Consider the following 24,474-nt stretch of genomic DNA (forward strand, 5'->3'; position numbering starts at 1 on the left):
CTGACGGAGGGAATCAACATGACAAACTGGAGAGAGCAACTACCGACGGAAGAAGTCATCCAATGGCGCAGACATTTTCATCAATATCCGGAGCTATCCTTTGAAGAGGTAGAGACGTCTAACTATATTTATGACGTGCTAAGTATGTTTCCGAATCTTGAATTATCACGACCAACAGCGAACAGCGTAATTGCGAAGCTCACAGGAAGCGCGCCCGGCAAGACGATTGCGCTTCGCGCTGATATCGATGCTCTTCCTATCGAGGAAGAAGCAGATGTTGAATTCAAATCCAAGAAGCCTGGCATTATGCATGCTTGTGGACATGATACACATGCGGCTATGCTGCTTGGCGCAGCTAAGGTGCTTGCTGGCATGAAGGAGAAGTTGTCAGGCGTAATCAAGTTTATCTTCCAGCCGGCAGAAGAGGTTCCGCCAGGGGGGGCTAAGGCCATCGTAGACGCTGGCGTGCTGGAAGATGTAGACTACGTGTTCGGCATTCATATCTTCCCTAAGCTGCCAGCAGGAATGGTAGGTACGAATGTAGGCGCGATGTCTGCGGCTCAAGATATCTTCGAGCTTAAGATTCAAGGCAGGGGCTCACATGGCTCCACGCCTGAGTTGTCCATTGACCCCATCACGATCGGTGCAGAAGTCGTGACGAATCTGAACAACATCGTGTCAAGACATGTATCTGCGTTAGACAATGCCGTGCTTTCTATCGGTCAGTTCACGGCAGGCGAGGTATACAACGTGATTCCAGATACCACAACGATCAAGGGAACGGTTCGCACAACGAATGCAGACACTCGCAAATTAATGAAAAAACGCATTCATGAAGTCATTGATCATATCGTGAAGGCTTATAACGGTACCTATGAGCTTCATTATCTAGATGGCTACAGTGCCGTTGTGAACCATGAGGAAGCTACCGGTATCGTTCGCAATGCAGCAGACAAGATCGTAGGCGAGCAGCAATTTACTTGTCCGAAAATGATGGGTAGTGAAGACTTCGCAGCCTATACCGATGTAACGAAAGGTTCCTTCTTCGTCTTAGGAGGCGGAACAAAGGAAGAAGGCTGTGGCTATATGAACCATCACCCGAAATTCAAGATCAATGAGGATGCACTCGCTGTCGGCATGCAAATGCATGTTCAGATCGCACTCGACGTACTCGGCAAGAAATAGCTTTACTCACTTCGGAGCAGTCAATAAAAGGTTTGATCCACCTTTTGTTGACGCACCACCATAACAGGAGGTCAGCAATGGATAAGCCTAAAAACAAAAATCCTTATCTGTTAATCTTTGCACTAATGGCCGGTTATTCCATGATTTATATGGATAAAAACATGATTTCCACAGCGATTATTCCGTTAGCAGATGAATTTAGCCTTACGAATTCGCAAACGGGACTCATTATGAGTTTGTTCTTCCTTGGTTACTCGATGATGCAAATTCCAAGCGGATGGCTTGCGGATAAGTTTGGAGCAAAGAAGGTCTTGATGACGTCGCTTGCTCTTGTATCCTTATTCTCCATCTTCTTCGGAATAGGCGCTAGCTTAATCGCCTTCGTCGCGATTCGATTCTTCGCTGGTGTTGGACATGCAGGTTACCCGCCGAGCTGCTCGAAGACGATTGCGGATCATTTCCCGAAGGAAAAAAGAACGTTCGTGCAATCTCTCATCCTCTCGACATCCGGTATCGGCGGAATCCTAGCGTTTACCCTTGGCGCGCAGCTAATCGCAAGCAACTGGAAGCTTGGTTATTATGTGCTTGGCGCATTGTTCGCCGTAGCGATGCTATGTGTATTCTTCTTCGTCCCTAAGGAGTATAAGGCGCCTGGACAAATGAACAATAATGCTCCAAAGCTCAAGTTTACTGAAATTATTACGAATCGTGATGTGCTTATTCTGTTTGTGGCGATGCTGTTGCTTAACTTTCTGTTATACGGTAACATCTCATGGCTGCCAACGTATCTGAAGAGCCAATTCGGCATTGGAATTGGTCAAGTCGGTACCATCCTCGCGATCAATGCCGTGTGCACCACGGTGGCGACCATGATCGTCGGCGGGCTGTTGTCAAAATGGTTCCTTGGCAAAGAGAAAGCGTTCGTTATTTCGACTGCGATCTTAGTATCGCTGCTGCTTGTGGGCTTTATCTTCTCCACGAAGCTGATCGTATCCGCGATTCTCTTGGTCTTGATCAGTATGGTATCTGTTGGTACGTTTACAGCGATCTTTACGTGGCCGCATAAATTGTTCGACCAAGCGATTATTGGTTCCTCGATCGGAATCATCAATACGGGCGGTACAATCGGTGGCTTCCTAGCCCCAATGATTCTGGGGGCTTTGATTGACAAGAGTGGCGGCTCGTTCGGACCAGCCTTTGCCTTTATGGCGATTGCCGCTCTGCTGTGCGGACTGACGACCTTGCTGCTTCGCACACGCAAGCAATCGGCATAGCTGTAGCTTGAATGAACAATGGACTTATAGAAATGAAGTGAGCACATTGCTCCTGATGATGGATAAAGGAGTTAAGATATGAAATACCGCAGCGTATATGACATTATTGGACCGATCATGGTGGGCCCTTCAAGCTCACACACGGCTGGAGCGGCGTCCATCGGTCGACTTGCTAGAAGCATCTTTGGGCGACAGCCGTCTCATGTCGAACTTGCGCTGTACGGTTCCTTTGCTGAGACGTATAAAGGACATGCCACAGACGTGGCCTTGATTGCAGGTTTGCTTGGATTTGACACGGATGATCCGCGTCTGCCGGAATCGGATAGATATGCGGAGGAAGCAGGTGTAGAAGTGGTCATTACGACCATGGAGGCCGTTCCTGATCATCCCAACACGGCTCGCCTTCGAATGAAGGACGGGCAGGAGGAGATGGAGGTTGTAGGGATCTCGATCGGCGGAGGCAAAGTGGAAATTATAGAGCTGAATGGCTTCGAGCTTCAGCTCTCCGGTCATCATCCTGCAATTCTCGTTGTCAATCATGATCGACACGGCGTGGTTGGAAGTGTGACAAGCATCCTGAGCAAAGAGCAGGTTAACATCGCGAACATGAAGGTATCGCGGCGAGAGAAGGGCGAACTTGCGCTTATGGTTATCGAGATCGATGAACGTCTCGATGATCGCATTATCGAAGAGATCCGCGCTTTATCCGGAGTCAATCGCGTCCTGTCTATGGAAGACTAAATCATAGAAAAGAGTGGCAACCGTTCCTTTATGAAGATGTCGGCACAAGGGAATCGTTGCCAGCATGAAGAAAGAGGGCATGACGATGTTTCGTAATGTAGCAGAACTAGTTGCTCTGGCAGAAGAGCAGGATTGCTCGATCGCTGAGATTATGGTTAGTCAAGAGATGAAGGTATCGGGCAGAACAAGAGGGCAGGTTCGTGAGCAGATGGGTCGCAACCTGGATGTGATGGAGAAAGCCGTAGAGCGAGGCTTAAGCGGCGTGAAGTCGCATTCCGGGTTGACTGGCGGAGAGGCGGTCAAGCTTCATGCCTATATCTCCGCAGGCCACGGCCTAAGCGGGTTCACGATCTTGGATGCTGTAAGCAAGGCTGTTGCCACCAATGAAGTGAATGCGGCGATGGGCTTAATCTGTGCAACACCAACAGCAGGTTCTGCTGGTGTTGTACCAGGAACACTCTTTGCCTTGCGCGACAAGTTGAACCCTACCAGAGAGCAAATGATTGACTTCTTGTTCACCTCAGGTGCATTCGGCATGGTCGTAGCGAACAATGCGTCCATCAGCGGCGCAGCGGGCGGCTGCCAGGCTGAGGTAGGCTCTGCGGCAGGCATGGCGGCCGCTTCCATCGTTCAGCTTGCAGGCGGAACACCTGCTCAGGCCGCACATGGCATGTCCATTGCCTTGAAGAACCTGCTCGGGCTCGTATGTGATCCCGTAGCAGGACTTGTCGAGGTCCCGTGCGTGAAGCGCAATGCCATGGGAGCAGCGGTTGCAATGGTTGCTGCCGATATGGCTTTGGCTGGTGTCACGAGCACGATTCCTTGTGATGAAGTGATCGAGGCGATGTTCAAGATCGGACAATCGATGCCTTCCGCGCTTCGCGAGACGGCGCTTGGCGGGCTCGCAGATACGCCAACCGGCAGAAGGTTGAAGCAGGAGATTTTTGGTGCGGCTCACCGTTGAGGAAGAGGAGTAAGACGTAAGCTTTTTTCTTCAAAACAGGAGTTCCTTTAAATGAAATAAACGACACGTGTCCAAGTTGCCTAAGCAGAAGGACAGGTGTCGTTTTGCTGTGGAAGGGGTGCTTGCCTTTATGAAAACAAAATTCGCGTGATGTGGCAGCAAGAGAAACGAGAACGCCCTACCTTTACGCCTGAATTTTAAAAAAGCAGATCGTCCAGTTGTATCAGAATGGAAAAAAACAAGTACTCGGTAGCGGCAACGTGCGCCGTTCTACAACGACCACGAAGCACATACTACTATGAAGCTAATGAGGTGTGAAGAATTTGTTCAGCAGCCTTTGATATGTTTGGATAAGGCAGATATGCGACGGAACGGATCTATCTTCTAGGAGTTAGGCTTCTTCCCCATCGGCAGGGATACAATTGTATAATGGGGATTAGAGGATTTTATCCCCCGATCGTAGATATTCGTCCTTAACGGATACGGGCGATAGACCTATAATTGATAATGTATGGACTACACTTTACCTTGGGGAGGTCTTGCCATGAGAAGAAAGGCTGTTCTTCTTCTCGCGCTGATTGTGGCGGCGGCGTCCGTGATTGCTGCCTGCGGCATGATTGTCGGTGAAGGCGGTTCCAAGTCCGGACAATCACAAAATAGTGAGCCGTTCGATCTGAAGCTGCGGCATATCCAGCTCGGAGACGCGAATAAGAACCGCCTCGCTCGGCTTGAAGCGGTCTTGAAGAAGACGCAGGAGCAGCATCCGGGTCTTACGATCAAGCTGGATGGGGTCGACAGCGAGGTGAACCGCAAGGATAAGCTGAGAAGCGAGATGGCGGCCGGCAATCCGCCGGATATTTTCGATACATTCGGCAGTCCGGATGTCGGTCTGTATGCCAAGGAAGGCCTTGTGCTGGATATAGCGCCGATTCTGCAGGAGCTTGGCTTGAGGGACAAGTTCCTCAACCTGGAACCGTGGACGCATGACGGGAAGATTTATGGTTTGCCGAACGGCGGATCCATTGAAGGCTATTTTTATAATAAACAGTATTTTGCGGAAAAGGGCCTGGAATTGCCGAAAACGCTGGCCGATCTGGAAGCGATTGCGGATAAGATCAAAGCCGACGGCAAAATCCCGTTCGCCCGGGCTTCCAAGGATGCCTGGGTTCCGCTCATGACGATTAACAATCTGTGGTCTTACTATACCGGACCTCATTTCACCGCAGGCTTCAAGACCGGCGAATCGAAGTGGACCGATCCGCGTATGGTGGAAGCGATCTCGAAGCATCAGGAATGGGTGAGCAAAGGTTATTTTAAGCGTGGCGAGCTCGGATTGGAGTATGCAGACCAGCGAACTCAGCTTCTGACTGGAGAAGCGATCATGATGTTCGACGGGACCTGGGGGTCTTCCGGTCTGACGGATGAGAAGACAGCTGACGGCAGGAACAAATTCGGCTTCTTCCTGATGCCTCCGCTCAAGGAAGGTTATGGGATAAGCGCAATGGTGGACACGAACAATGGGTATGCGTTCTCGGCCAAGGTGGCGGAGGATCCGCGCAAGCTGGAGGCGGTCAAGTCGTTCATCCTCAATTTTTATAATGAAGAGATTCAATTGCAGGGTCTGATGGAGGACGGCGTGCTCCCGTCGCTGAAGATGGAGCAGTCGAAGATGGAGCAGGTGGTCGATAGCGGCCTTATTCTTGAGATTATCAAGCGCACCAATGAAGTTCGGTACAGATGGCCGGCGTTCGACGCGTTAATTCAGGCCGAGGTCGACACCGAGCTGCGCATCGGCATTCAGCGCGTCATGGAAGGCGATGTCGAGCCGGCCGCTATGCTGGCCGCTGTGCAGAAGATGCAGGACGAAGCGAACATGGCCGTGAGATAAGGAATGTTCCTTCGCTGGCGCAATAAATACGGACGGAGCTGGGAACGGGAATGAACTTGCGGTTTAAAATGTTGGCTGGATTCGTAATGTTGATCATTATTCCCCTCCTTTTGCTGGGGTCGCTCGTGTTCTATATTACCTTTCAATTGTTCGCGCAAAAGTATAGCGAGCAGGCGGAATTCTCGCTCAAAGCGATCGGGCAGAGCGTCAGCTATTTCTTCTCGGAAATGAACCGGGTGACGGACACCGGCATCAGCAACTCCGTCTTCCAGAACGCGCTGACGGCTGGAGCGAGCGAAAATCTGGCCAACGCGAATTATTTGCAGCTGAACGAGAATCAGCGCAATTTCCGCTTGCTGTTATACAGCCATCCGTCTATCGGATATGCATTTCTATATAATTACCGGAGCACCTTGCCTCAAAATCAGGTCATCTCGATTTTTAACAAAGAGGGCTTTATGGCGCTTCCGTTCGATCAGTTCAAAAAGCATCCGCTCTACGAGCAAGTCCTGAAGTTGAACGGCGCTCCGAAATGGGTGGGACCGTATGAATACCCGGAGGTGACCGGCCATGAACCGGTTTTTACCCAGATCCGGGTCGTCAAGGAATTAAGCAGCCTGCGCAATATCGGCATTCTTGTCGTGCAGATCAAGAACTGGGAGATCGAATCGATATTCAATGATTTCCGCCGCAATCAAGGGGAGGAGGAGGATGACACGCGCTTCTTGCTCGTCAATAATGAGGGCATGATTCTGTATGACAGCGACAAGCTGGCGGACGGGGACTCATTGACCGGGATGATCGATTCCACCAAGCTATCGGATACGTCGCGCTATCAAAGCTTCAAGACGTCGTTCAACGGGCAGGAGAGCATCGTCTCGATGTATAAGCTGAAGGATTATGATTGGCATATCGTCTCGGTGACTTCCTGGAAAATGCTGACCAAAGAGATGATCAACTTCGGCATATGGGTCGCCATTATTTTGCTCATTTGCGTTGCTGCCGCCGTGCTGTTCAATCTGCTGTTCGTGAACCGGATCACCCATTCCATCAACCGAATCGTCCGCTTCATGCGTCGCGTGGAGTCCGGCGAGATGAACGCCCGGGTCGACGAGAAGGACCGGGATGAATTGGGCGCGCTCGCTGTCGGCTTCAACCGCCTCATCGATCAGGTATGCGTGCTCCTGCAGCAGGTCAAGCGGGAACAGCAGCAGAAGAACAAGGCGGAGATGCGGGTGCTCGAAGCCCAGATCAAGCCGCACTTCTTGTTCAACACGCTGGAATCGATCAATGTGCTTGCGGTGCAGAATGAGGGCCGCAAAGTAAGCCAGATGGTGATCAGGCTGGGCAATATCCTGCGCACGAGCATCCAGGACAAGGAAGAGATTACGATCCGTGAGGAACTGGAGTACACGCGCAGTTATTTGGAAATCCAGAAGTTCCGCTTCGAGGATGTGTTCAACTTCGAGATCAGCGTTCCGGATGACATCATGAATGCGAAGATCTTGAAGCTGACCCTGCAGCCGCTCGTCGAGAACTGCATTCAGCACGGCTTCGACGGCATCATGCATACCGGGGTTATCCGAATCATTGCCTCCGAGGATGCCGAATGCATTTATTTGCGGGTGAAGGATAACGGCGTCGGGATGTCGAACGAGCAGCTCAGCCGCTTCCAATATATGCAATCCGATGAGCGGCAGTCTTCGAATCCGGAACTGGCCGACAGCTACAATACGGAGCGCCGCGGTCTTGGCGTACGCAGCGTAGCCGACCGGGTTCGCATCCGGTACGGCCCGCGCTATGGCTTGTTCATCTGTTCTGCGCCGCAGATGGGAACGGTCATTCAGATTACGATACCGAAATATGAACAGGGGGAAGGGAAATGAACGTGAAGGTGTTGCTCATTGACGATGAAGCCCCGATCGTGAACAATCTGAAGATCGTCATCCCCTGGAGCGAGATGCAGATCGATATCGTCGGGACCGCGCGCAACGGCGCCGAAGGACTCGATGCGGTGCGCGCGTATGAGCCCGACATTATTTTGTGCGATATCCGCATGCCGGTGATGGACGGTATGGAGTTTTTGCGGGAAATCCGTAAAATGGGCGTCGAAGCGGAGGTGCTGATGCTGACGGGCTACCAGGAATTCGAATATGCCCGTATCGCCCTGCAGCACGGGGTGCGAGATTATATTGTGAAGCCGATTAATTATGAAGAGCTGCAGCAGACCGTACGCAGGCTGGCCGATGAGATCCGCTCCCGCCAGCAGAAGAAAAGGCAAGAGGAACGGCGCTGGGGGAAAGTCATCCGCCTTGCCTTCGAGAAAATGCTATTCGATGTGCTGATGGGCTTCTCATCAGGTTCGCCCCCGCTGCTGATGCAGGAAGGGGACATCCCGGCCGAGCGGCTGACCTATGCGGTGCTGCTCGTCGATCTGGACGGATATGCCCAGCGTACCGTATCATGGGTAGATAGCGAGCGCAAGCTGTGGAATTTCGCTGTTCGCAATGTGCTCCAGGACGCCATTCAGGAGGAAGGGCTGACCTATGCCGTCCTGCAAATGCGGGAAGGGGAATGGGCGGTTCTCATTCAGTTCGGCCCGGAACGCGCGGAGGCGATGACTTCGGAGATGGTATGCTGGGCCCAAGATATTCAACAGGCGGTGCGGGAGCATGTCAAAATGACCGTAAGCCTCGCCTGGGATCAGGGACCGGTGCCGATGGCCGCGCTCTCCCACACCTACAAACGACTGCAGCGCGTGCTGGTATGGGCATCGGAAGACGAGCAGCGGCTCTCGGTCGATGAAGGCTCGATGGCCCGCCAGGTCGCGTCGGTCTCGGAATGGCATCTCGTCGAAGAGATCGTGTCCGGGATGAAGCAGAACGACAAGCGCAATGTCGAGCAAGGGCTCCATTCCTTGCAGACGAGTCTGTCCTATATGTCGGAGCAGTCGATCATGCGGGTCGAGAAGTTCCTGCATTATGTCGTCATCCATCTGCTGCGTGAGATGCGGGAACTAGAATTCATCGAGGCTCATCAGGAGGAGGAAGTGTGGAACAAGCTGCAGCACAGCTTGAGCGTGAAGGACCTGATGAATGTCATCACGGATCTGGTCGGCAATACGAAGGAACACGCCATGAACAAGAAATCAGGCGAATTGCTTATGATTTCGGCGAAGGATTACATTCACCGGCATTTGGGCTCGGATATCGGCATCGAGGAGCTCTCCGATTACCTCGGCATCAGTTGCAGCTACTTCAGCATGCTGTTCAAAAATTATTTCGGGGAGACGTTCGTTGAATACGTAACGAGACAGCGCATGGAGCTGGCAACGTCGATGCTGCGCATGACCGACAAGAGCGTCGCGCAGATCGGCATGCTCGTCGGCTACACCGAGCGCCGTTACTTCACCCGAGTATTTCAGAAGTACACAGGCATGACTCCTTCCGAATACAGGGAGTCCCGGGTAACGGCCGAATAGGCAGCGCAGCAGCACCCTGCGCATCAATTTAAGGATAGAGAGGATGGAACGAGTGGCATGGGTAAACAGCAACTGACATTGGAACAGAAAATCGGCCAAATGGTCATGTTCGGCTTCCACGGCCCGGTTGTCAACGACAATATCCGCACGCTGATTGAGAAGCATCATGTTGGAGGCATCATTTATTTCCGCCGCAACGTGCAGAGCAAGGAGCAGGTATGCGGGTTGTCCCGGGAGCTGCAGCTTATCTCGCGCAAGCATACCGATATACCGCTCTTTATCTGCATCGACCAGGAGGGGGGCATGGTCGCCCGCATCGATTGGGACGATATTACGCTCATTCCCGGCAATATGGCGATCGGGGCGGCGCGCAGCGCCGACGATGCCTATGAAGCGGCCCGCATCTGCGGCGAAGAGCTGCTCCATATGGGCATCAATATGAACTTCGCGCCAAGCGTGGACGTGAACAACAATGCCCTGAACCCGGTCATCGGGGTGCGTTCGTACGGCGAGCGCCCGGATCTCGTGGCAGAGCTAGGAGCAGCCCAGATTCGCGGTCTGCAGGAAGCGAACGTCGCGGCGACGGCGAAGCATTTCCCGGGTCATGGCGACACGGCTGTTGATTCCCACCATGGACTCGCCGCGGTCAATCATGACGAGGAGCGGCTGCTCGCGATCGAGCTGGCGCCGTTCATTCGCGCCATCCGCGAGGGCGTCGATCTGATTATGACGGCACATGTCATGTTCCCGGCCTTCGAGCCGAACCCGATTCCGGCGACGCTGTCGCGCAGCGTGCTGACGAATCTGCTGCGCAAGCGGCTCAACTATAATGGCGTCATCGTCACCGACTGCCTGGAGATGCATGCGATCTCCAAGGAGTTCGGCATTCCCGAAGGGGCCGTGCGCTCGGTGGAAGCCGGCGCCGATCTGGTGCTCGTCAGCCATACGTACGAAGAGCAGGTGGCGGCGATTGAGGCGCTGGTCGAGGCGGTGCGCAGCGGACGGATTCCGGAATCGCAGATTGACGAGTCCGTCGATCGGCTGTTGGCGCTGAAGGCGAAGCGCAGCATGGACGTCCTGCCGGAAGTGACGCCTCAATTCGCGGCGCTGTTCGGTTCCGACGCTTCCAAGGCCGTCGTCGACCGCATCTGCGAGAACAGCATTACGCTCGTCAAAAATGATGGCGGAGCCATTCCGCTTCGCAAGGAGGAGCCGACGCTCGTTATCTGGCCGGAAGTTCGCCAGCGCACAGAGGTCGATGAGCCGATCGAACAGTCCTACACTGTGGCGACTGCGCTGTCGCCGTACGTAGACCATGTGGAGGAATGGCGGATCGGCACGTATCCGGAGGCGGAGGAAGTGGAGGCGACCTTGGCGAAGGCCGCATCCTTCAAGCAGATTGTCGTGCTGACCTATAATGCGGCATCTACGCTCCATCCCGGGCAGGTCGAGATTGTACAGGGCCTGATTGGGCGCCCGGATGTGCAGGTTATTGTCGCCTCGACGCGCAATCCGTATGATTTGAACCAGTTCCCGGAAGCGCCGGTCTATCTGTGCTGCTACGAGAATCGCCCAGCGACGATGAAGGCGCTGGGGGCCGTGCTGGCAGGCAAGCAGGAAGTGCGCGGCAAGCTGCCGGTTACGATCTCGCCGGAATACCCGTTCGGGCATCAGGCGTAGAGGGATAGAGAATCGGCAAGGAAAAAGAGCCGATGATGGAAGAGAAGGCCGTTTCCCGGTCGTCAATGATGACGCCGGGAACGGCCTTCTCTTGGTGGATTCGCGGGTTCCGCCGCTGCGGCACAGGGAAGGAGGGGAGGCCCGGCTGGCCAGGGAAAGGTGACTCATCGGCTCTTTGCCTGATGCCGGGCAGGGGAAGGAGATGCAGTTGCTCCCGCAGGTGAGAGAGAGAGGCTGCCCCTGCATTTCTTCCTTCTGAATATGGAAGAAAGCCAATGACTCCTCTTAGGAGACAACATCTGCTGTCTCTCTATTCTAGACGCCCCTTTCCGATCCGCCGCTTCAAGTTTTTGACGCCGAAACTCCCCTAATTTATCCATTACATACCACTCATGAACCATCTGGAAACACCCCCAATTCTTTCTATATTCCTCCTGCCGCGAAAATATCGTGAGAAAAAAAGGCAAAAAGAGTACAATATTGAAAGCGTTATATTTTTCCAGTATAATGAAGGCGCCTTCAAAATATTGGAACTGAAAGGAAAAACTTTAAAGGTGGCGTTGTGAAAACTTTTTAATAATAACGGGGGTGTTGGAATGGCGCGATTCGCAGAGCCTTTTAAAATCAAAATGGTGGAGCCGCTGAGCATAATATCACGGGAGGAACGGGAGAAAGCATTAGAACGGGCGGGGTATAATCCGTTTCTGCTGCGCGGAGAAGAAGTGTATATCGATCTGTTGACAGACAGCGGCACGAGCGCGATGAGCGACAACCAATGGGCGGGCATGATGCTGGGCGACGAATCGTATGCGGGCAGCCGCAACTATTATCATCTGTGCGAGACGGTGCAACAGATTACAGGCTATCAGCATGTGATTCCGATGCATCAGGGGCGGGGCGCCGAGAAGGTGCTGTTTCCGCTGCTTATTCAAAAAGGGCAGTATGTCCTGAGCAATTGGCATTTCGATACAACACGTGCGCACGTTGATCTGGCCGGGGGGATTGCGGTTGATCTTGTAACCGAACAAGCCTATGATACGACGACGCCTTACCCGTTCAAAGGAAACTTCGATACGGATAAGCTGCGCCATGCAATCGCTGAAAAGGGAACCGAGAACATTGCATTTATACTCATTACCGTGACGAACAACAGTGCTGGCGGCCAGCCCGTATCCATGGAAAATGTTCGCGAAGTATCCGCCATTGCGAAGCAGAACGGGATTCGCGTGTTTTTTGATGCCGCGCGTTATGCGGAGAATGCGTACTTTATCAAGAAGCGCGAGCCAGGCTATGAGCATAAGGATATCGTTGATATCGTCCGTGAAATGTTCTCTTATGGCGAAGGGTTCACGATGAGCGCCAAAAAGGACGGGCTTGTCAATATTGGCGGCTTACTGGCCTTTAAAGAGGATGAAGCGTTATTTACGCAAGCACGTTCGATGACGGTGCCGATGGAGGGCTTTCCGACTTACGGCGGATTGACCGGCCGTGATATGGAAGCGCTCGCCCGCGGGCTGCGCGAAGGCGTCGACGAGCAGTATCTGGCTTATCGCATCGGTCAGATCGAATATCTCGGCAGACGTCTTGAGGAGGGCGGAATCCCTTTCCAGACACCAACCGGCGGCCATGCCGTCTTCGTAGACGCGAAGAAGTTGCTGCCGCATATTCCTGCGGCGCAATTCCCGGCCCAGGTGCTGGCGAACGAGCTATACCTGGAAGCAGGGATACGCGGGGTCGAGATCGGTTCTTTTCTGCTGGGACGTGACGCAGCGACGGGTGAGCAGTTGGAGAGCAAGCTTGAATTGCTGCGCTTGACGATTCCGCGCCGCGTCTATACGAATAATCATATGGATGTCATTGCGGATGCCCTGATTGCAATCAAGGATCGGGCAAGCACATTGGCAGGATTGGAGTTCACGTACGAACCGCCGATATTGCGGCATTTCACTGCGCGCCTTCGACCGATCAAGACAGAAGTCCCGTCCCGCTGACCTATGCTGTCTAGCCTGAACAGGGACGGAGTAATCGAAAGGGTACCATTTACTGAACGGCATCGATCGGCATCGAATGGTAACGAATGGCATGTACGTTGATGGGAGCAGGAGGGGGCGAGGAGCCCCCTCCTTCCCGGTTCTCAAGCAGGCGAAGGGAAGCGGGGAAAGGCCCCGTTCATGACCCCGCTATTCGACAGCTTCGACATTGAAGACCGGAATGGTCTCGACCTCGCTGCCGATTTCTAAGTTCGTATAGTGGTAATAGGCGCCAATGACAGTAACTGGGCCTTCCTCGAAGGAGAAATCGCCCTTCAGCAGAATATAGCGGTCTCCCATGCGGGCGTAAGCTCCTATTTCGCTGACAGCGGTGATCTCGCAGGTGAAGCGGACCTTCTCGCGCGGATACTCCGGCAGCTGCTCCACGCGGATATCGATATAATCCGAACCTGGAATAATACCAACAAATTGGTAGCTGTCGCCTTGACGCTCATAGGTGGCCACTCTGCCCTCGGCTCCCGCTATGGTCGGGTTACGTACGAGCAAGGTCGCGCCGCCCCCGACCTCGTAGCCGTCCGCCTCGAACGCGAACAGCGGCTGGAGCTGGTTATTCGCAACGGTATAGGCGATGTACAAGGCTGCGCGCGAATGTGAATCGGCTTCGACGAGCAGGACAGGCTGATCGCTGCTGCTCAACCGTTCCTCGACGGTCAGGCTCCGCACGGCGGCCCCGGTCGGAAGCGGCTGGCTGCGCAGCACCGGCGGCTGCGCTTGGCCGTCCCAGGCCGCATAGTACACGCGCCGCTCCGAATCGATCGCCATGGCGTAGACTTTGGCGCCGAACCGGTCCCGGCCGCCGCTGACGAGCGGATAGTCCCCCTCCGGCAGCAGAAGGGACGGATCGGACGCGGCCCAGGTGATGCGGACGGCCTCGATGTTCGCGGACGTGTCGTGGAATCCGGCCAGCGCCTCATAGAGGCTGATCGCCGCTTCGTATTCCCCGGCCGCCACATGGCGGTCCGCCTTCCGTATCCAGTTCTCCATCTCGCGTTCCAGATAGCCGGTTAGGCGCGACGGGATGCCGGAAGCGTCCACATAGGCCGCATAGGCGGAAGCGTGAAGGGCGAACGCCTTCGCATTGTTCTGCTCGACATCCTTCCGCAGCATCGTCTCGGCCAGCTCCTCCGACTTGCTCTTCAGCCATTCGGCCTCGATGTCAAGCTTCCGGTATGCTTGGCGCATGGCCAGGACCTCGTCCAGCATAAGCTGGAACTCTCCTTGGCCGGCCAAGCGGGCCAGCTTGGCTTCGTCATAGGATCGGAACAGGCGGGTCAATTGCTTCGACTTCTGGTCGCCGCCGCCGAAGAGCGAGGCTGGAATAGCCAGCAGATTTGCCTTGAATTCATCGCCTCCGCCCTCCTGCTTGCCGTCTTGCAGTTGGGCCTCGAAATGAGCCTTGAACCGGCTGAAATGAACCTGCATTCGGTCTGCAGCCCGCACGGAGGCCAGCATTTGCTTGAACTCGCCGGCATAAGAGCCGCCAGACTTCAAATAGGTCGATCGCAATTGCTGGTAACGGCTATGTATCTTCAAAAATGAATCGAAGCGGAGCGATGCCGCCGCTTCGTCCGCCTCTGACATGACCTCGTTCAGTTGTTGATTCATCTCGGTAATCGGCGCCAGCTCGCGCAATCTCTCGGCAAGCTTGTCTTCCTCATAACGTATCGAACGATTATTCCGGGCTAGACGGTACGCTTCTTCCGCTTCGACAAGCTCATGAGCGGCATACAGCCGGTCCGCCTCCTTGACGGCGTCGATTTTCTCTTTCATTTGAATCCCCTTGAACCCAATCATTACCACCGCGGAAGCGCATAACAAGATCATCAGATTCCACGGATTCAGGACGTCTCGGATCGTCATATACATCAGCCTCTCTCAGCCGAGTCCTGAAAGTCAGGATCCCATTCGTATTTCTCGCGCACAATCCGGTTCACCTCGTCGGCGACGCGGTCCCAATTCTCATGCGGGTGCTGCCGGATCATCAGGTGAAGCCGGAGCAAGCGCTCCTTCGGCAGGCGATGGGCGTAGCGCCGGACCAATCCGGGATAGGCGAGCACGTACCGCTTCATGCGCACGGCCGCGCCCGCCACGCCCGCGAGAATGTCCTGGCCGTTGTCCAGCCCGAGAATTTCCGGCTCGTAATGGATGACGAACTGGAACGTGCGGTCCTTAATCAGATCCCGCTTGATTTTGGCGATCTCGCCGATGTAATCGGCCAATAGCGGATCATATTGCTGCAGCAAGAGCGGCTCCAGCTCCAGCTCCATATCTTTGCGCAGCGCGAAGTAATGAAGCAGCGCCAGCTGCTGCAGCCGAATCGTATCGTTGCGGATTAACGGCCGCAGCTCGCGCAGCAGCTCATAGGTGAGCTGCTTATCGTCATCCCAATGGGAGAAGGCATGCTCCCAGTCGCGGTATATGTCCTGGGCCAGCCGTTCCTCTTCGCGCTGCAGCAATTGGTCCAACTCACGGCTGGCTTCGGCGGACATGGCCTTCCGCTGGACGAACCAGAGCAGGCCGATCAAGAGGATGGACGCCGCGGCGCAGAGCGCCATTTGCCCGAACGTATCGCTGAGCAGGATGCCGATGAGCCCGAGCAGCAGGGCGAAGAGCCGCTTCGTCTGCATCGATCGTCTTACCCGGGAGGCCGCGTGCCGTTCGATCGGGCGCAGCGAGGCTTTGCCGCAGACCGGACAGACTTCTTCCTCCAGCGCGGTGAACGCCTGGCACGAGGCGCATCGATGTATGAGATGATAGAGCTGCTTCGGTTTGCGGTAAGGTCTGAAATAGGCAGGTATTTTTTTCATGGCGTTCTCCCGCTCTCGCCGTTGACGATAGAGACAAGCCGGGCATCAATATCCGCCGGCGAAGGCGTCGCTTTCTTCCGAACCCAATAGAGGACGGCTTGGCTGGCGACAAAAAGAAACAAAACTGCGATACAACCGTATGCTAACATAGAGAGTCCCTTCCTTTAACTGCAATCTAGTAATGGGAGATGCTGCGCAACCCCATAGTAATCTATCAAGGCTGCGTGTCCTTGTATCGTATACTGATTAGACAAATTTCGACAAGAATATCCTTCATTCGAATGACCTTGTCCCTATTGCATTGTGTCGAATAAGGTTGAACTTTATAGTCACTGATTATATCATAATGACAGATCGGTGGTAGATTCAGTAAATATATTGTCATTTCAGACGATATCGTGGCGGGGACCCAAGGAAATTCAGAAAATTTTCATCTAATCTTAAGAACTATAAGGTATAACAATATAGTGCCGCCTTCCGTGGCGCTTGTGTGCCTGCCATTAACCTATCATTTTATGATAAAGGAGTACAACTATGCTTCGGAGAAAATTAGCTGCTTACATGATGTTGTTCACTCTGGCATTCGGCTTGCTGCCCTGGCTCGGGAAGATGCCCGCTGCGCAGGCTGCCCAGGCGGCCTCGAAGATCGATGCCATGCTTGTCATCGATGTGAGCAATTCGATGGATACGAGTGATAAAGACAAGATCGGCAACGAAGCGATGAAGATGTTCGTCGATATGCTGTCTTCCTCGGGAGACAAAGTCGGCATCGTCGCTTATACCGATAAAATCGAACGGGAGAAAGCGCTGCTGGAGATTCGATCCCAGGCGGACAAGGAGGATCTGAAGCAGTTCATCGACCAATTGAACCGCGGGCCCTATACCGACATCGCGGTCGGGGTGAAGGAAGCCGTCAAGGTGCTCCAGCAGAGAGCCGACCCGGCCCATGAGCCGATGATCGTGCTGCTGGCTGACGGCAATAACTACTTGAATAAGAACGGCGGCCGCACGCAGGCGGAGTCGGATCAGGAGCTGAGCGCGGCGGTAGAAGACGCGAAGCAAAAAGGCATCCCGATCTACACGATCGGGCTGAATGCCGACGGGCAGCTGAACAAGGAAGCGTTGGCGGAATTGTCGAAGCAGACGAACGGCAAATCGTTCGTCACGTCGTCCGCGGACGACCTGCCGCAAATATTGAGCGAAATTTTTGCCAGCCATCAAAAGCTGAAGATCGTTCCGGCCCAGTCGATCACCGGGAACGGGAGCTATCAGGACGTGACGGTGAACGTGCCGAATGCGAACGTGATGGAAGCCAATATTTCCATCATGTCCTCGAAGCCGGTCGAATTGAAGCTGTATGACCCGTCCGGCAAGGAGATTGCGATTCCTTCAGATGACGTCCAGCTGTCCCGTTCGAAGAGCTATTCGCTCCTGAAGCTGATTCAACCGGTCCAGGGCGACTGGAAGCTGCAGGTCAAGGGGGCGGACAAGGACAAGATCGATATTAATCTCGTCTTCAACTACGATCTGGAGCTGACGATGGACCCGATTCCGGCCAAAACCTATACAAAGGGCGATAAAATCAAGATCGGTGCTTACTTGACCAGCAATGGCCAGCAGCTGCAGAACGAGGCGCTGTACCGGAACATGAGCGCCGTGCTGAATGTCAAGGACCTCGATACCGGCGATACGGTCGATCTGCCCCTCGATCAGGCCGGGGGCCGCTTCGAAGGGGAGTTCGAGGTGAAGGACAAGCATGATTACGAGATTAAAGTAAGAGCGGAGGAGAAGAGCTTCTACCGGGAGACGGAGCCGGTCAAGGTGAGCGCCAAGCCAGCGGGCGGCGGTACGTCCGCTCAAGCGGGTGCAGGCGATGGAGAAGCGGACAAGCCGTTCCCGATGTGGATCGTCTATGCGGCTGTCGGCCTCATCGTCCTCGCTCTGGGCGCCGGGTTCCTTATTGCGGCATGGAAGAAGGCGAACCGCGGCTTCGTCGGCCAGATGGTCATCGAGATCCGTGATGAGAATACGGGGGAGAAGACCTATCCGCAATATAAGAAGCTGACTGCCTTCAAGGGCAAATTCACGCTTCACCAGCTGCTGCAGTTGGCGCCCGAGTTCAAGGAGACCGAGAAGATGCTCTTTATGCCGGGCAAGAGCGACCGCATACTGCTCAAGAACGGCTCGGCCGGGACGGTTGAGAAATCGGGCCGCGCCGTCGATGCGAGCAGAGGGCTGGAGTTGAAGAGCGGCGACCGGGTTACGATCCCGCTGCAACAGGTTGATAAAACGGTCTGGATTGAATATATTGTGTAGAACCGTTCTGCACGCCCGTTTTTTTTGAACTCGAATTGATAGGAGGAACATCCTTTTATGAAACCAATCGTCAGAGAACATATTCAGCAATTGGACGTATCGCTGGGCGGAGGAATCGTTAGCGATAAGATCCGCGTCGACACGATCGACAATCCGATCCTGATTATCGGCTTGGGTGGGACCGGCATCGATGCGCTGCTGCGCTTGAAGTATCAGATCAACCGCAGATTCAAGCTGCCGGAAGATCCGATCTCGAAGAAGAAGCGCGAGAAGCCGGATAATGTGGAGTTCCTGGCATTTGAGACGAACGAACAGGATCGCAACAAAAAATACCGCGGCATCGGACTCGATCCGCTCAATGAATTCGTGCTGCTGTCGAACGCCGAGATCGGCGGGCTGCTGCAGAACCGCAGCATCCTGGAGCCGTACATTACCGAGTGGCTGTCCCCCGAGCTGAGCATCACCGACGGGATGAACGGCGCCGCCGGCGTGCGCCAGGCGGGCCGCCTGCTGCTATTCACCAAAATCAATCAGGTCGTGCAGGCGATTGACAAGAAGATTAAGACGCTCTCCGTCGGTACGAACAAGAAGCTGATGGTATTTCTCCTGTCCGGCTTGTCCGGTGGGACAGGCAGCGGCTGCTTCCTGGACATTTCCTATATCGTGCGGGGCATTATCGAGCGGGATTACGGCTCGGCGGGCATCGACCGCGTCAATACGCTCGGCTATCTGTTCACGCCGGACGTGAACCTGTCGAACAAGAGCCTAAGCGAGCATACGCGCGAATATATCAAGAAGAACGGCTACGCCGCGCTCAAGGAGCTTGATTACTGGATGAACGTCGACAGCCGCGGCGAACGCTTCCGGCAGAAGTACGGCAATATCCTGACGGTCAATTCTCCGCTGCCGCCGTTCAACCTGTGCCATCTGATCTCGGCGACGAACACGGAAGGGAAGCTGCTGGAGAACGCGTACGACTACTGCATGAATGTGACGGCCGAGAACATCACCAACTTCATGGCGAGCGAGGAGAAGCAGTCCGGCGAGGAATTCGCGATTCACGATTACATCAGCAATATTCGCACGAATATCGCCCAGATGAACCGGGCGTATCCGGCCAATTACGAATACAACATCATCGGCGCATCGTCGGCCGTCCTTCCGATCGAAGAGATGACGACCTATCTCGGGTACCGTCTGTTCCAGAAGATGGAGAAGATGTTCCAGAAGGCGCCGAGCCAGGAGGAGGTCGAGAAGTTCGCCCGCAAGCTGGGCGTCGATCTCGACACGATGGTGAAGACATTCGAATCGCGCGTGCCGGAGCCGCTGCCTGGCTTCGAGAACAGCGAGCGCCTGAGCTATAACAATGTTATCAAAATGCAAGTCGTCAATATGGATACGGAGCTGGAGCAGACGTTCCTGGCGCGGGCGCGCGAGGAATACATCAAGGTGAAGAAGCAGCTTCCCGGCGAGATCGTCGGCAGCTTCACCGATCAGATCCGGCGGATGTTCCTCCATCCGGAGCAGGGGCCGTTCTATGTGTCCCGTCTCATCTACACGGAGAAGGGCTTCTGTCTGTTGAAAATGCTGCTCTCCTACATCGAGACGCTGCGCGAGAATCTGCATCATATTCCGCGCGACATCGAGGCGGTGCAGGAGCAGGCGAATGAGCGCCTCGGCGATGCGAAGAGCGCCTTTATTTCCAAGGACAAAAAGAAAAACATGTACATCGAAGCCAAAATCCAGGAATATTGGCTGCATGCCGATGTGGAGCGCACGGAGCAGATGATCGAATTCTACGAGGATCTGTACCAGCTGCTGAACCAGGAGAACAACCGCATTTATAGCGTATTTACCGAAATATTGAACGCGCTCAACTCGATTTTCGAGAAGAACGGCGACATTCTGATCAACGGCGAGGAGCAGGCCGACCATAAAGGGAACCGGACCTATTACTGGAATATCGTCAGCGTGCCGGACATCTCGAAAGTCATCAGCAACATTATGGATCAGAAGGAAGTCGATGACTTGATCCGCGACTTCTCGCTGGAGCTGCTGAATCACTCGAACCAGTGGATCAAGGAGCAGGAGCTCGATATCGTCAGTTCGATCTCGGATTTCCTGTCGGACAAGTTCGGCGATCTGATTACGCAATCGATGGAAGAGTTCCTCGTCATGAAGTTCGGCAACGACGAGTCGATCGACAAGTTCGTCGAGCGCCAGATCGCGAGCAAGCTGGATGACGAGGCGGTTCCGGTCTTCCATCTGAGCAACAGCTCGGGCAATCTTCATTTCCCGCGCTGGGGCTTCGTGTCGGTGCCCGTCCAGGCACCGAGCATTCTCAAAGGTATCCGCAATTATCAGAACAATGCGGTCGGCAAGTCGAACTTCACGGTCAAGGAGAGCGAAGTGAAGAACCGCATCTTCTGGCTGAATACGCATAACGGGGTGCCGCTCTTCGTCTATACGCCGCTCAAGGTATATGAGGAAAGCTACGAGCGCACGATTCTCGACAAGGAGGGGATCGGCCGCCATCTCGTGCAGACCGATAAAGCGAATTGGACTTATCTTCCTTCGCCGATACCGGAGCAATCATGGGGAGATACGTACCAGAATGAACGGGTGCAGAAATACAACGCCCGCGTCCGCGCCGAATTCGAACGGGGCTCGCGGTTCAAGACCGTCATCGAGAAGGGCATGGACGACAACACGAGCAACCGCTATGCGGTCGTCTTCACGAAGCCGTTCAACCTCGCGGACATGCTGCAAGGCTACGATCTGCAGCTTCAGGCCGCGAAGCCGAATCTCGGGGAAGTGAAGCGCGCTTACCTCGATCTGAAGCGGCTGCTGGAAGAGGGGCTGGAGCCGGTCGAGACCAAAGATATTTTCGGCAGCATGAACGAGGATCTGGCGAAGGACAATCTGATCCGCTCGCCGGAGCTGATTGCGCGCACTCGCGAGGAACTGGCCAAGTATGAGGCGATCGAGGCGAAGATGGCCGAGTTCGAGCAGATCCTCAGCCAGCATCAGGATGAGGAAAAGTGGCAGGATCAATTCATCGAGGCGCTGTACACCGGAACGATCTGCAAAAAAGGCGCGCTCTATGTGTATGACCGCGACGAGGAAGAGGAAGCATGGGAGCCGTTCGCCAATCTGATGAAGAGCCGGGATTATGTCGAGTACGAGGTATACGAGCATTTCCGGGGCCTCGATGAGAAGCATCGCGGCACGCTGCTGCGCAAATCGGCCCGCCGCGCCGCCGAGATGACGGCGACAGAGGACGTCGCGCCGCTGCTGGCGAAGCTGGATGAGCTGTACGCGGCGTTCCTGGAGGCGCGCGAGCGGCTGGAGTATGAGAAAATAGAGCTGGCGAACGGCGAGGACACGTACCAGTTCTACAAGCAATTGACGACCAAGCTGAACGCCATTCGGAGAAAGTTGAAATAAGATGATGACGCACACCATGGTGGAAAGGTTCGCAACCGAATATGCGCACGACGAGGATCGGCTCACCGGCCGGGACGATAACCAGAGCAGCATTCATTATCCGACGGTGTTCCTCTTCATCGGCGACAAGGCGGGGGAAGCTATCGAGCCGATGATCCGTATTAACGAGCGGAAGTGGGATAACAGCGCCGGCGTGATGTACGTGCACGCGGCGTCCCGGGATCAAGGCGTGGAAGCTTCCGGCGATTATGCGGCCGGTTCGGCCGCGCGCGGCGCCGCTTCCACGCGGCATGGCGCAGACCCCGGCGGCAGAGTCGCCCGGCTCGTGCTTCCGATCGGCGGAAGCGGGGGCGGCGACAGCCGCAAGACGATGCGCCGCGATGTGCACCGCCAGTTCTACGAGGAGGAGCGCGGCCTGCTTGAGCTCAACCGCACCTTGCGGAAGGTGAGCAGCGATATCGCGGAGTACGGCCGCCTGTATGCCTCCTTCGACCGGATTCATCTGGCGGTCATTACGCGGGCCGATGATCCGCTCAATGTGCTGGTGCCGGAAATTACGATGCTGGCGGAAGCGATTTTTCAGCAATCGTTCAAATCGGTGCAGACGGACCTGTACGCGCTCGTCAGCGAGCGGGAACAGGCGGAATCCTTCGGCTATGCCAGCTCGGCGGGAGTCGCGTTCCTGCGCGAGCTCGATTATATGCAGAGTCCGGACTATTCGTTCTCGGCCCCGCTGCATGTGACGGAGGACGGGATTGCGATCGAGGTGTCGCATCCCGCTTCGCCGTTATTTGATCTCGTCTATGTGCTGACGGACAAAAATGAACGCGGCATGTCATCCTTCGACGAGGAAGACAATTACGAGATCATTTGCCATATGAACCTGTTGAAAAACCGGAAGCGGATTGACTCGGCCGCGGCGCATGGAATGGACAGCTACAACAATACCTCCCTGCGCAACAATCTGATGACCGAATCCGGCCGGATCGGGTTCGTCTCGGCGGGATTCTCGAAGGTGAAGCGCCCGAATCATTCGATAGCGCTCGCTGTGCTGTACCATTTCTGCCGGGAGCTGACGGCGCGGATGAAGGGCGGACCCGAACGGACGCCGGCGGAGAAGCTGGCCTGGTTCGGCCTGGACCCGGAAGCGATAGGGGCCCGGGTCGATCAAGCGGTGCCGGACGATGAGCGGCTCCGCGATATGAACGGCATAATGACGCATGGCGTCAGCTTCGGCCAATTGAAGCGCATGACGCTGCGCGAAGCCGAGGAAGCGCTGTTCGGCAGCGGCTGCATCGCTTTTTTTCGGGATAATTATGAACGGGCCGCAGACAGTGCGATCCGGGAGCTGCCGAATGACGAGCTGCACTATACGGTCCGGCAGCGGCTGGACGCCCAGACGGATATCGGCTTCTATCATGTGTACGCCTGGACGAACGAGGCGGAGGAAGCGGGCAGCATCTGGCCGCTTCTGCACGGCCGCATCCGCGATGCGGGAAGAGCGCTCGAGGCGGCGCGGGCCGAGCTGGAGCAGAAGTATAGCGAGACGGTGGAGGAGCAATCGTTCCAGCGGCTGCCGCTGATGGATAAGCATAATGTGCGCAGCTTCATCCGCACCTTCTTCGACACCGTGTACCGTCAGAAGCTGGAGGTGCTGCGGCTGGAGACGGAGCTGCGGCTGTACCGGAAATATGAAGCGGAGCTGGAACGGCTGCACACGATATACAAGCAGTATGTGGAGCAGCTGGAGACGCTGGAGCGGACGCTCCGGGAAGCGGCGCTTGCCAGCATCCGCCAGGCCGATGATTATATCGGTCAAAATATTATGGAGTATTACGAGCGAGTAACGGCGGACGTCATGCGGGATATCGAGGCGAAGCGGGGGCCGGGCGCCTTCGGCGAAGAGCGGTATATGGGCAGCGTCTCCCGCCTGCTGGAGGAGGGAACGGAAGCATTGGCCGCGCGGCTGTGCGAGGTGTGCCGGGCTCATATTTTGACCGCGGCTCCGTTCAAGCAGACGTTCGAGGAAGAGCTGCTGCGGCGGGCGAACGTGACGATCGACTACAGCAACCAGGAGGTGCTGTCGCGAGACGAGCTGTTCAAGAAGCTGTACCGGACGCTGGAGGAGCATGCCGGCATTCATATCCGCCTGCTCGATTATACGCATAAGCACCGCTATGAGGAAAAATATTTCTTCGGCGACGCGACGAGCGAATTTATGCGGTATGCGCTGAATGAGGAGGAGACGTCCCGCATCTACAAGCTTGGCTGCGTGCATGAGAAGCGAAGCAGCGGGGTGGAGAAGCTGAACATTATGGGCGGCTTCTGCGTCGAGGACCTCATGTATTACCGGAACGGGAAAATGTACTACGAGAGCTATGCGCAGAACGGGTATCTATTCCACGGCCTCGATCCTGAGCTGCTGCCGCCTGTCCGTTAAGCCAGGCGTGCCGGGTGAAAGTCCGCCATGCTTCCGTGCGGGAGCGCGGATGTTCCGTACGGACTGCGGCCGTTCCGGGGGGAATGGCGGGGAGCGGACTGCTTGTACATCCATCCGAAGAGCAGAAGCGGCGTCAAGCGCAGCGCATTGGCATGGACCGGGGATCGGGTCAAGACGCTGACCTTAACGGACACGTAAAA

Annotated in this window: 16 protein-coding genes; 13 read left to right on the top strand and 3 right to left on the bottom strand. The window is 55.1% G+C overall.

Annotated features, from left to right (window positions below):
- Positions 1–18 precede the first annotated feature (18 nt).
- The 9 genes from DQX05_RS11155 (at position 19) to DQX05_RS11195 (ending at position 13,204) form a co-directional block, all read left to right on the top strand.
- Entirely contained in the window at positions 19–1,185 is a 1,167-nt protein-coding gene (locus DQX05_RS11155) for an amidohydrolase (RefSeq protein ID WP_119793547.1), read from the top strand.
- A gap of 77 nt (positions 1,186–1,262) precedes the next feature.
- Entirely contained in the window at positions 1,263–2,459 is a 1,197-nt protein-coding gene (locus tag DQX05_RS11160; protein ID WP_119793549.1) for an MFS transporter, read from the top strand.
- Positions 2,460–2,537: 78 nt separating this feature from the next.
- Entirely contained in the window at positions 2,538–3,200 is a 663-nt protein-coding gene (gene sdaAB, locus DQX05_RS11165; RefSeq protein ID WP_119793550.1) for an L-serine ammonia-lyase, iron-sulfur-dependent subunit beta, read from the top strand.
- A gap of 85 nt (positions 3,201–3,285) precedes the next feature.
- On the top strand, positions 3,286–4,164 hold the full coding sequence (gene sdaAA, locus DQX05_RS11170) for an L-serine ammonia-lyase, iron-sulfur-dependent, subunit alpha (protein WP_119793745.1): 879 nt from the start codon (positions 3,286–3,288) through the stop codon (positions 4,162–4,164).
- A gap of 544 nt (positions 4,165–4,708) precedes the next feature.
- The gene (locus tag DQX05_RS11175) at positions 4,709–6,052 is read left to right on the top strand and encodes an ABC transporter substrate-binding protein (RefSeq protein ID WP_119793551.1); all 1,344 of its coding nucleotides are present in this window, start codon (positions 4,709–4,711) and stop codon (positions 6,050–6,052) included.
- A 50-nt stretch (positions 6,053–6,102) separates the two neighbouring features.
- Positions 6,103–7,938: a cache domain-containing sensor histidine kinase gene (locus DQX05_RS11180; protein ID WP_119793552.1), complete on the top strand. Its 1,836-nt coding sequence runs from the start codon at positions 6,103–6,105 to the stop codon at positions 7,936–7,938.
- Positions 7,935–9,533 (top strand): response regulator transcription factor, encoded by a 1,599-nt coding sequence (locus DQX05_RS11185; protein WP_119793553.1) that lies wholly within the window; start codon positions 7,935–7,937, stop codon positions 9,531–9,533. The genes DQX05_RS11180 and DQX05_RS11185 overlap by 4 nt, the downstream gene beginning before the upstream one ends.
- 57 nt (positions 9,534–9,590) lie before the next feature.
- Positions 9,591–11,213, top strand: coding sequence for a beta-N-acetylhexosaminidase (gene nagZ, locus DQX05_RS11190; protein ID WP_119793555.1), 1,623 nt, complete (start codon positions 9,591–9,593; stop codon positions 11,211–11,213).
- A 596-nt stretch (positions 11,214–11,809) separates the two neighbouring features.
- Complete coding sequence (locus DQX05_RS11195) at positions 11,810–13,204, top strand: tryptophanase (RefSeq protein ID WP_119793557.1); 1,395 nt, start codon at positions 11,810–11,812, stop codon at positions 13,202–13,204.
- A 189-nt stretch (positions 13,205–13,393) separates the two neighbouring features.
- Here DQX05_RS11195 and DQX05_RS11200 read toward each other — a convergent pair whose 3' ends face one another.
- Genes DQX05_RS11200 through DQX05_RS30665 form a run of 3 tightly spaced genes read right to left on the bottom strand, consistent with a single transcriptional unit; the run spans position 13,394 to position 16,220 of the window.
- Positions 13,394–15,124, bottom strand: coding sequence for a hypothetical protein (locus DQX05_RS11200; RefSeq protein WP_147385178.1), 1,731 nt, complete (start codon positions 15,122–15,124; stop codon positions 13,394–13,396).
- Between the two features lie 5 nt (positions 15,125–15,129).
- Positions 15,130–16,071, bottom strand: coding sequence for a hypothetical protein (locus DQX05_RS11205; protein ID WP_119793561.1), 942 nt, complete (start codon positions 16,069–16,071; stop codon positions 15,130–15,132).
- On the bottom strand, positions 16,068–16,220 hold the full coding sequence (locus tag DQX05_RS30665; RefSeq protein WP_182914708.1) for a hypothetical protein: 153 nt from the start codon (positions 16,218–16,220) through the stop codon (positions 16,068–16,070). The genes DQX05_RS11205 and DQX05_RS30665 overlap by 4 nt, the downstream gene beginning before the upstream one ends.
- Before the next feature lie 385 nt (positions 16,221–16,605).
- Here DQX05_RS30665 and DQX05_RS11210 point away from each other — a divergent pair, with 385 nt between their 5' ends.
- Genes DQX05_RS11210 through DQX05_RS30670 form a run of 4 tightly spaced genes read left to right on the top strand, consistent with a single transcriptional unit; the run spans position 16,606 to position 24,472 of the window.
- Entirely contained in the window at positions 16,606–18,387 is a 1,782-nt protein-coding gene (locus DQX05_RS11210; protein WP_119793563.1) for a vWA domain-containing protein, read from the top strand.
- A gap of 57 nt (positions 18,388–18,444) precedes the next feature.
- Positions 18,445–21,834 carry a tubulin-like doman-containing protein gene (locus tag DQX05_RS11215; protein WP_119793564.1) on the top strand — a complete coding sequence of 1,130 codons (3,390 nt, stop codon included), beginning with the start codon at positions 18,445–18,447 and terminating at the stop codon, positions 21,832–21,834.
- Position 21,835: 1 nt separating this feature from the next.
- Complete coding sequence (locus DQX05_RS11220) at positions 21,836–24,274, top strand: transcription initiation factor TFIID (RefSeq protein ID WP_119793566.1); 2,439 nt, start codon at positions 21,836–21,838, stop codon at positions 24,272–24,274.
- A 27-nt stretch (positions 24,275–24,301) separates the two neighbouring features.
- Positions 24,302–24,472, top strand: coding sequence for a hypothetical protein (locus tag DQX05_RS30670; RefSeq protein ID WP_182914709.1), 171 nt, complete (start codon positions 24,302–24,304; stop codon positions 24,470–24,472).
- The last annotated feature ends 2 nt before the right edge of the window (positions 24,473–24,474 follow it).

Origin of the sequence: Paenibacillus thiaminolyticus, assembly GCF_003591545.1 — a bacterium.
Lineage (GTDB): Bacteria > Bacillota > Bacilli > Paenibacillales > Paenibacillaceae > Paenibacillus_B > Paenibacillus_B thiaminolyticus_A.

Excerpts from the sequence above, each read along its gene's own strand:
- DQX05_RS11155 (WP_119793547.1), top strand. The coding sequence starts at position 19 with ATGACAAACTGGAGAGAGCAACTACCGACGGAAGAAGTCATCCAATGG.
- sdaAA (WP_119793745.1), top strand. The coding sequence starts at position 3,286 with ATGTTTCGTAATGTAGCAGAACTAGTTGCTCTGGCAGAAGAGCAGGAT.
- DQX05_RS11205 (WP_119793561.1), bottom strand. The coding sequence starts at position 16,071 with ATGAAAAAAATACCTGCCTATTTCAGACCTTACCGCAAACCGAAGCAG.
- DQX05_RS11160 (WP_119793549.1), top strand. The coding sequence starts at position 1,263 with ATGGATAAGCCTAAAAACAAAAATCCTTATCTGTTAATCTTTGCACTA.
- DQX05_RS30670 (WP_182914709.1), top strand. The coding sequence starts at position 24,302 with ATGCTTCCGTGCGGGAGCGCGGATGTTCCGTACGGACTGCGGCCGTTC.
- DQX05_RS30665 (WP_182914708.1), bottom strand. The coding sequence starts at position 16,220 with ATGTTAGCATACGGTTGTATCGCAGTTTTGTTTCTTTTTGTCGCCAGC.
- DQX05_RS11215 (WP_119793564.1), top strand. The coding sequence starts at position 18,445 with ATGAAACCAATCGTCAGAGAACATATTCAGCAATTGGACGTATCGCTG.
- nagZ (WP_119793555.1), top strand. The coding sequence starts at position 9,591 with ATGGGTAAACAGCAACTGACATTGGAACAGAAAATCGGCCAAATGGTC.
- DQX05_RS11200 (WP_147385178.1), bottom strand. The coding sequence starts at position 15,124 with ATGACGATCCGAGACGTCCTGAATCCGTGGAATCTGATGATCTTGTTA.
- DQX05_RS11180 (WP_119793552.1), top strand. The coding sequence starts at position 6,103 with ATGAACTTGCGGTTTAAAATGTTGGCTGGATTCGTAATGTTGATCATT.
- DQX05_RS11220 (WP_119793566.1), top strand. The coding sequence starts at position 21,836 with ATGATGACGCACACCATGGTGGAAAGGTTCGCAACCGAATATGCGCAC.
- DQX05_RS11195 (WP_119793557.1), top strand. The coding sequence starts at position 11,810 with ATGGCGCGATTCGCAGAGCCTTTTAAAATCAAAATGGTGGAGCCGCTG.
- DQX05_RS11185 (WP_119793553.1), top strand. The coding sequence starts at position 7,935 with ATGAACGTGAAGGTGTTGCTCATTGACGATGAAGCCCCGATCGTGAAC.
- sdaAB (WP_119793550.1), top strand. The coding sequence starts at position 2,538 with ATGAAATACCGCAGCGTATATGACATTATTGGACCGATCATGGTGGGC.
- DQX05_RS11210 (WP_119793563.1), top strand. The coding sequence starts at position 16,606 with ATGCTTCGGAGAAAATTAGCTGCTTACATGATGTTGTTCACTCTGGCA.
- DQX05_RS11175 (WP_119793551.1), top strand. The coding sequence starts at position 4,709 with ATGAGAAGAAAGGCTGTTCTTCTTCTCGCGCTGATTGTGGCGGCGGCG.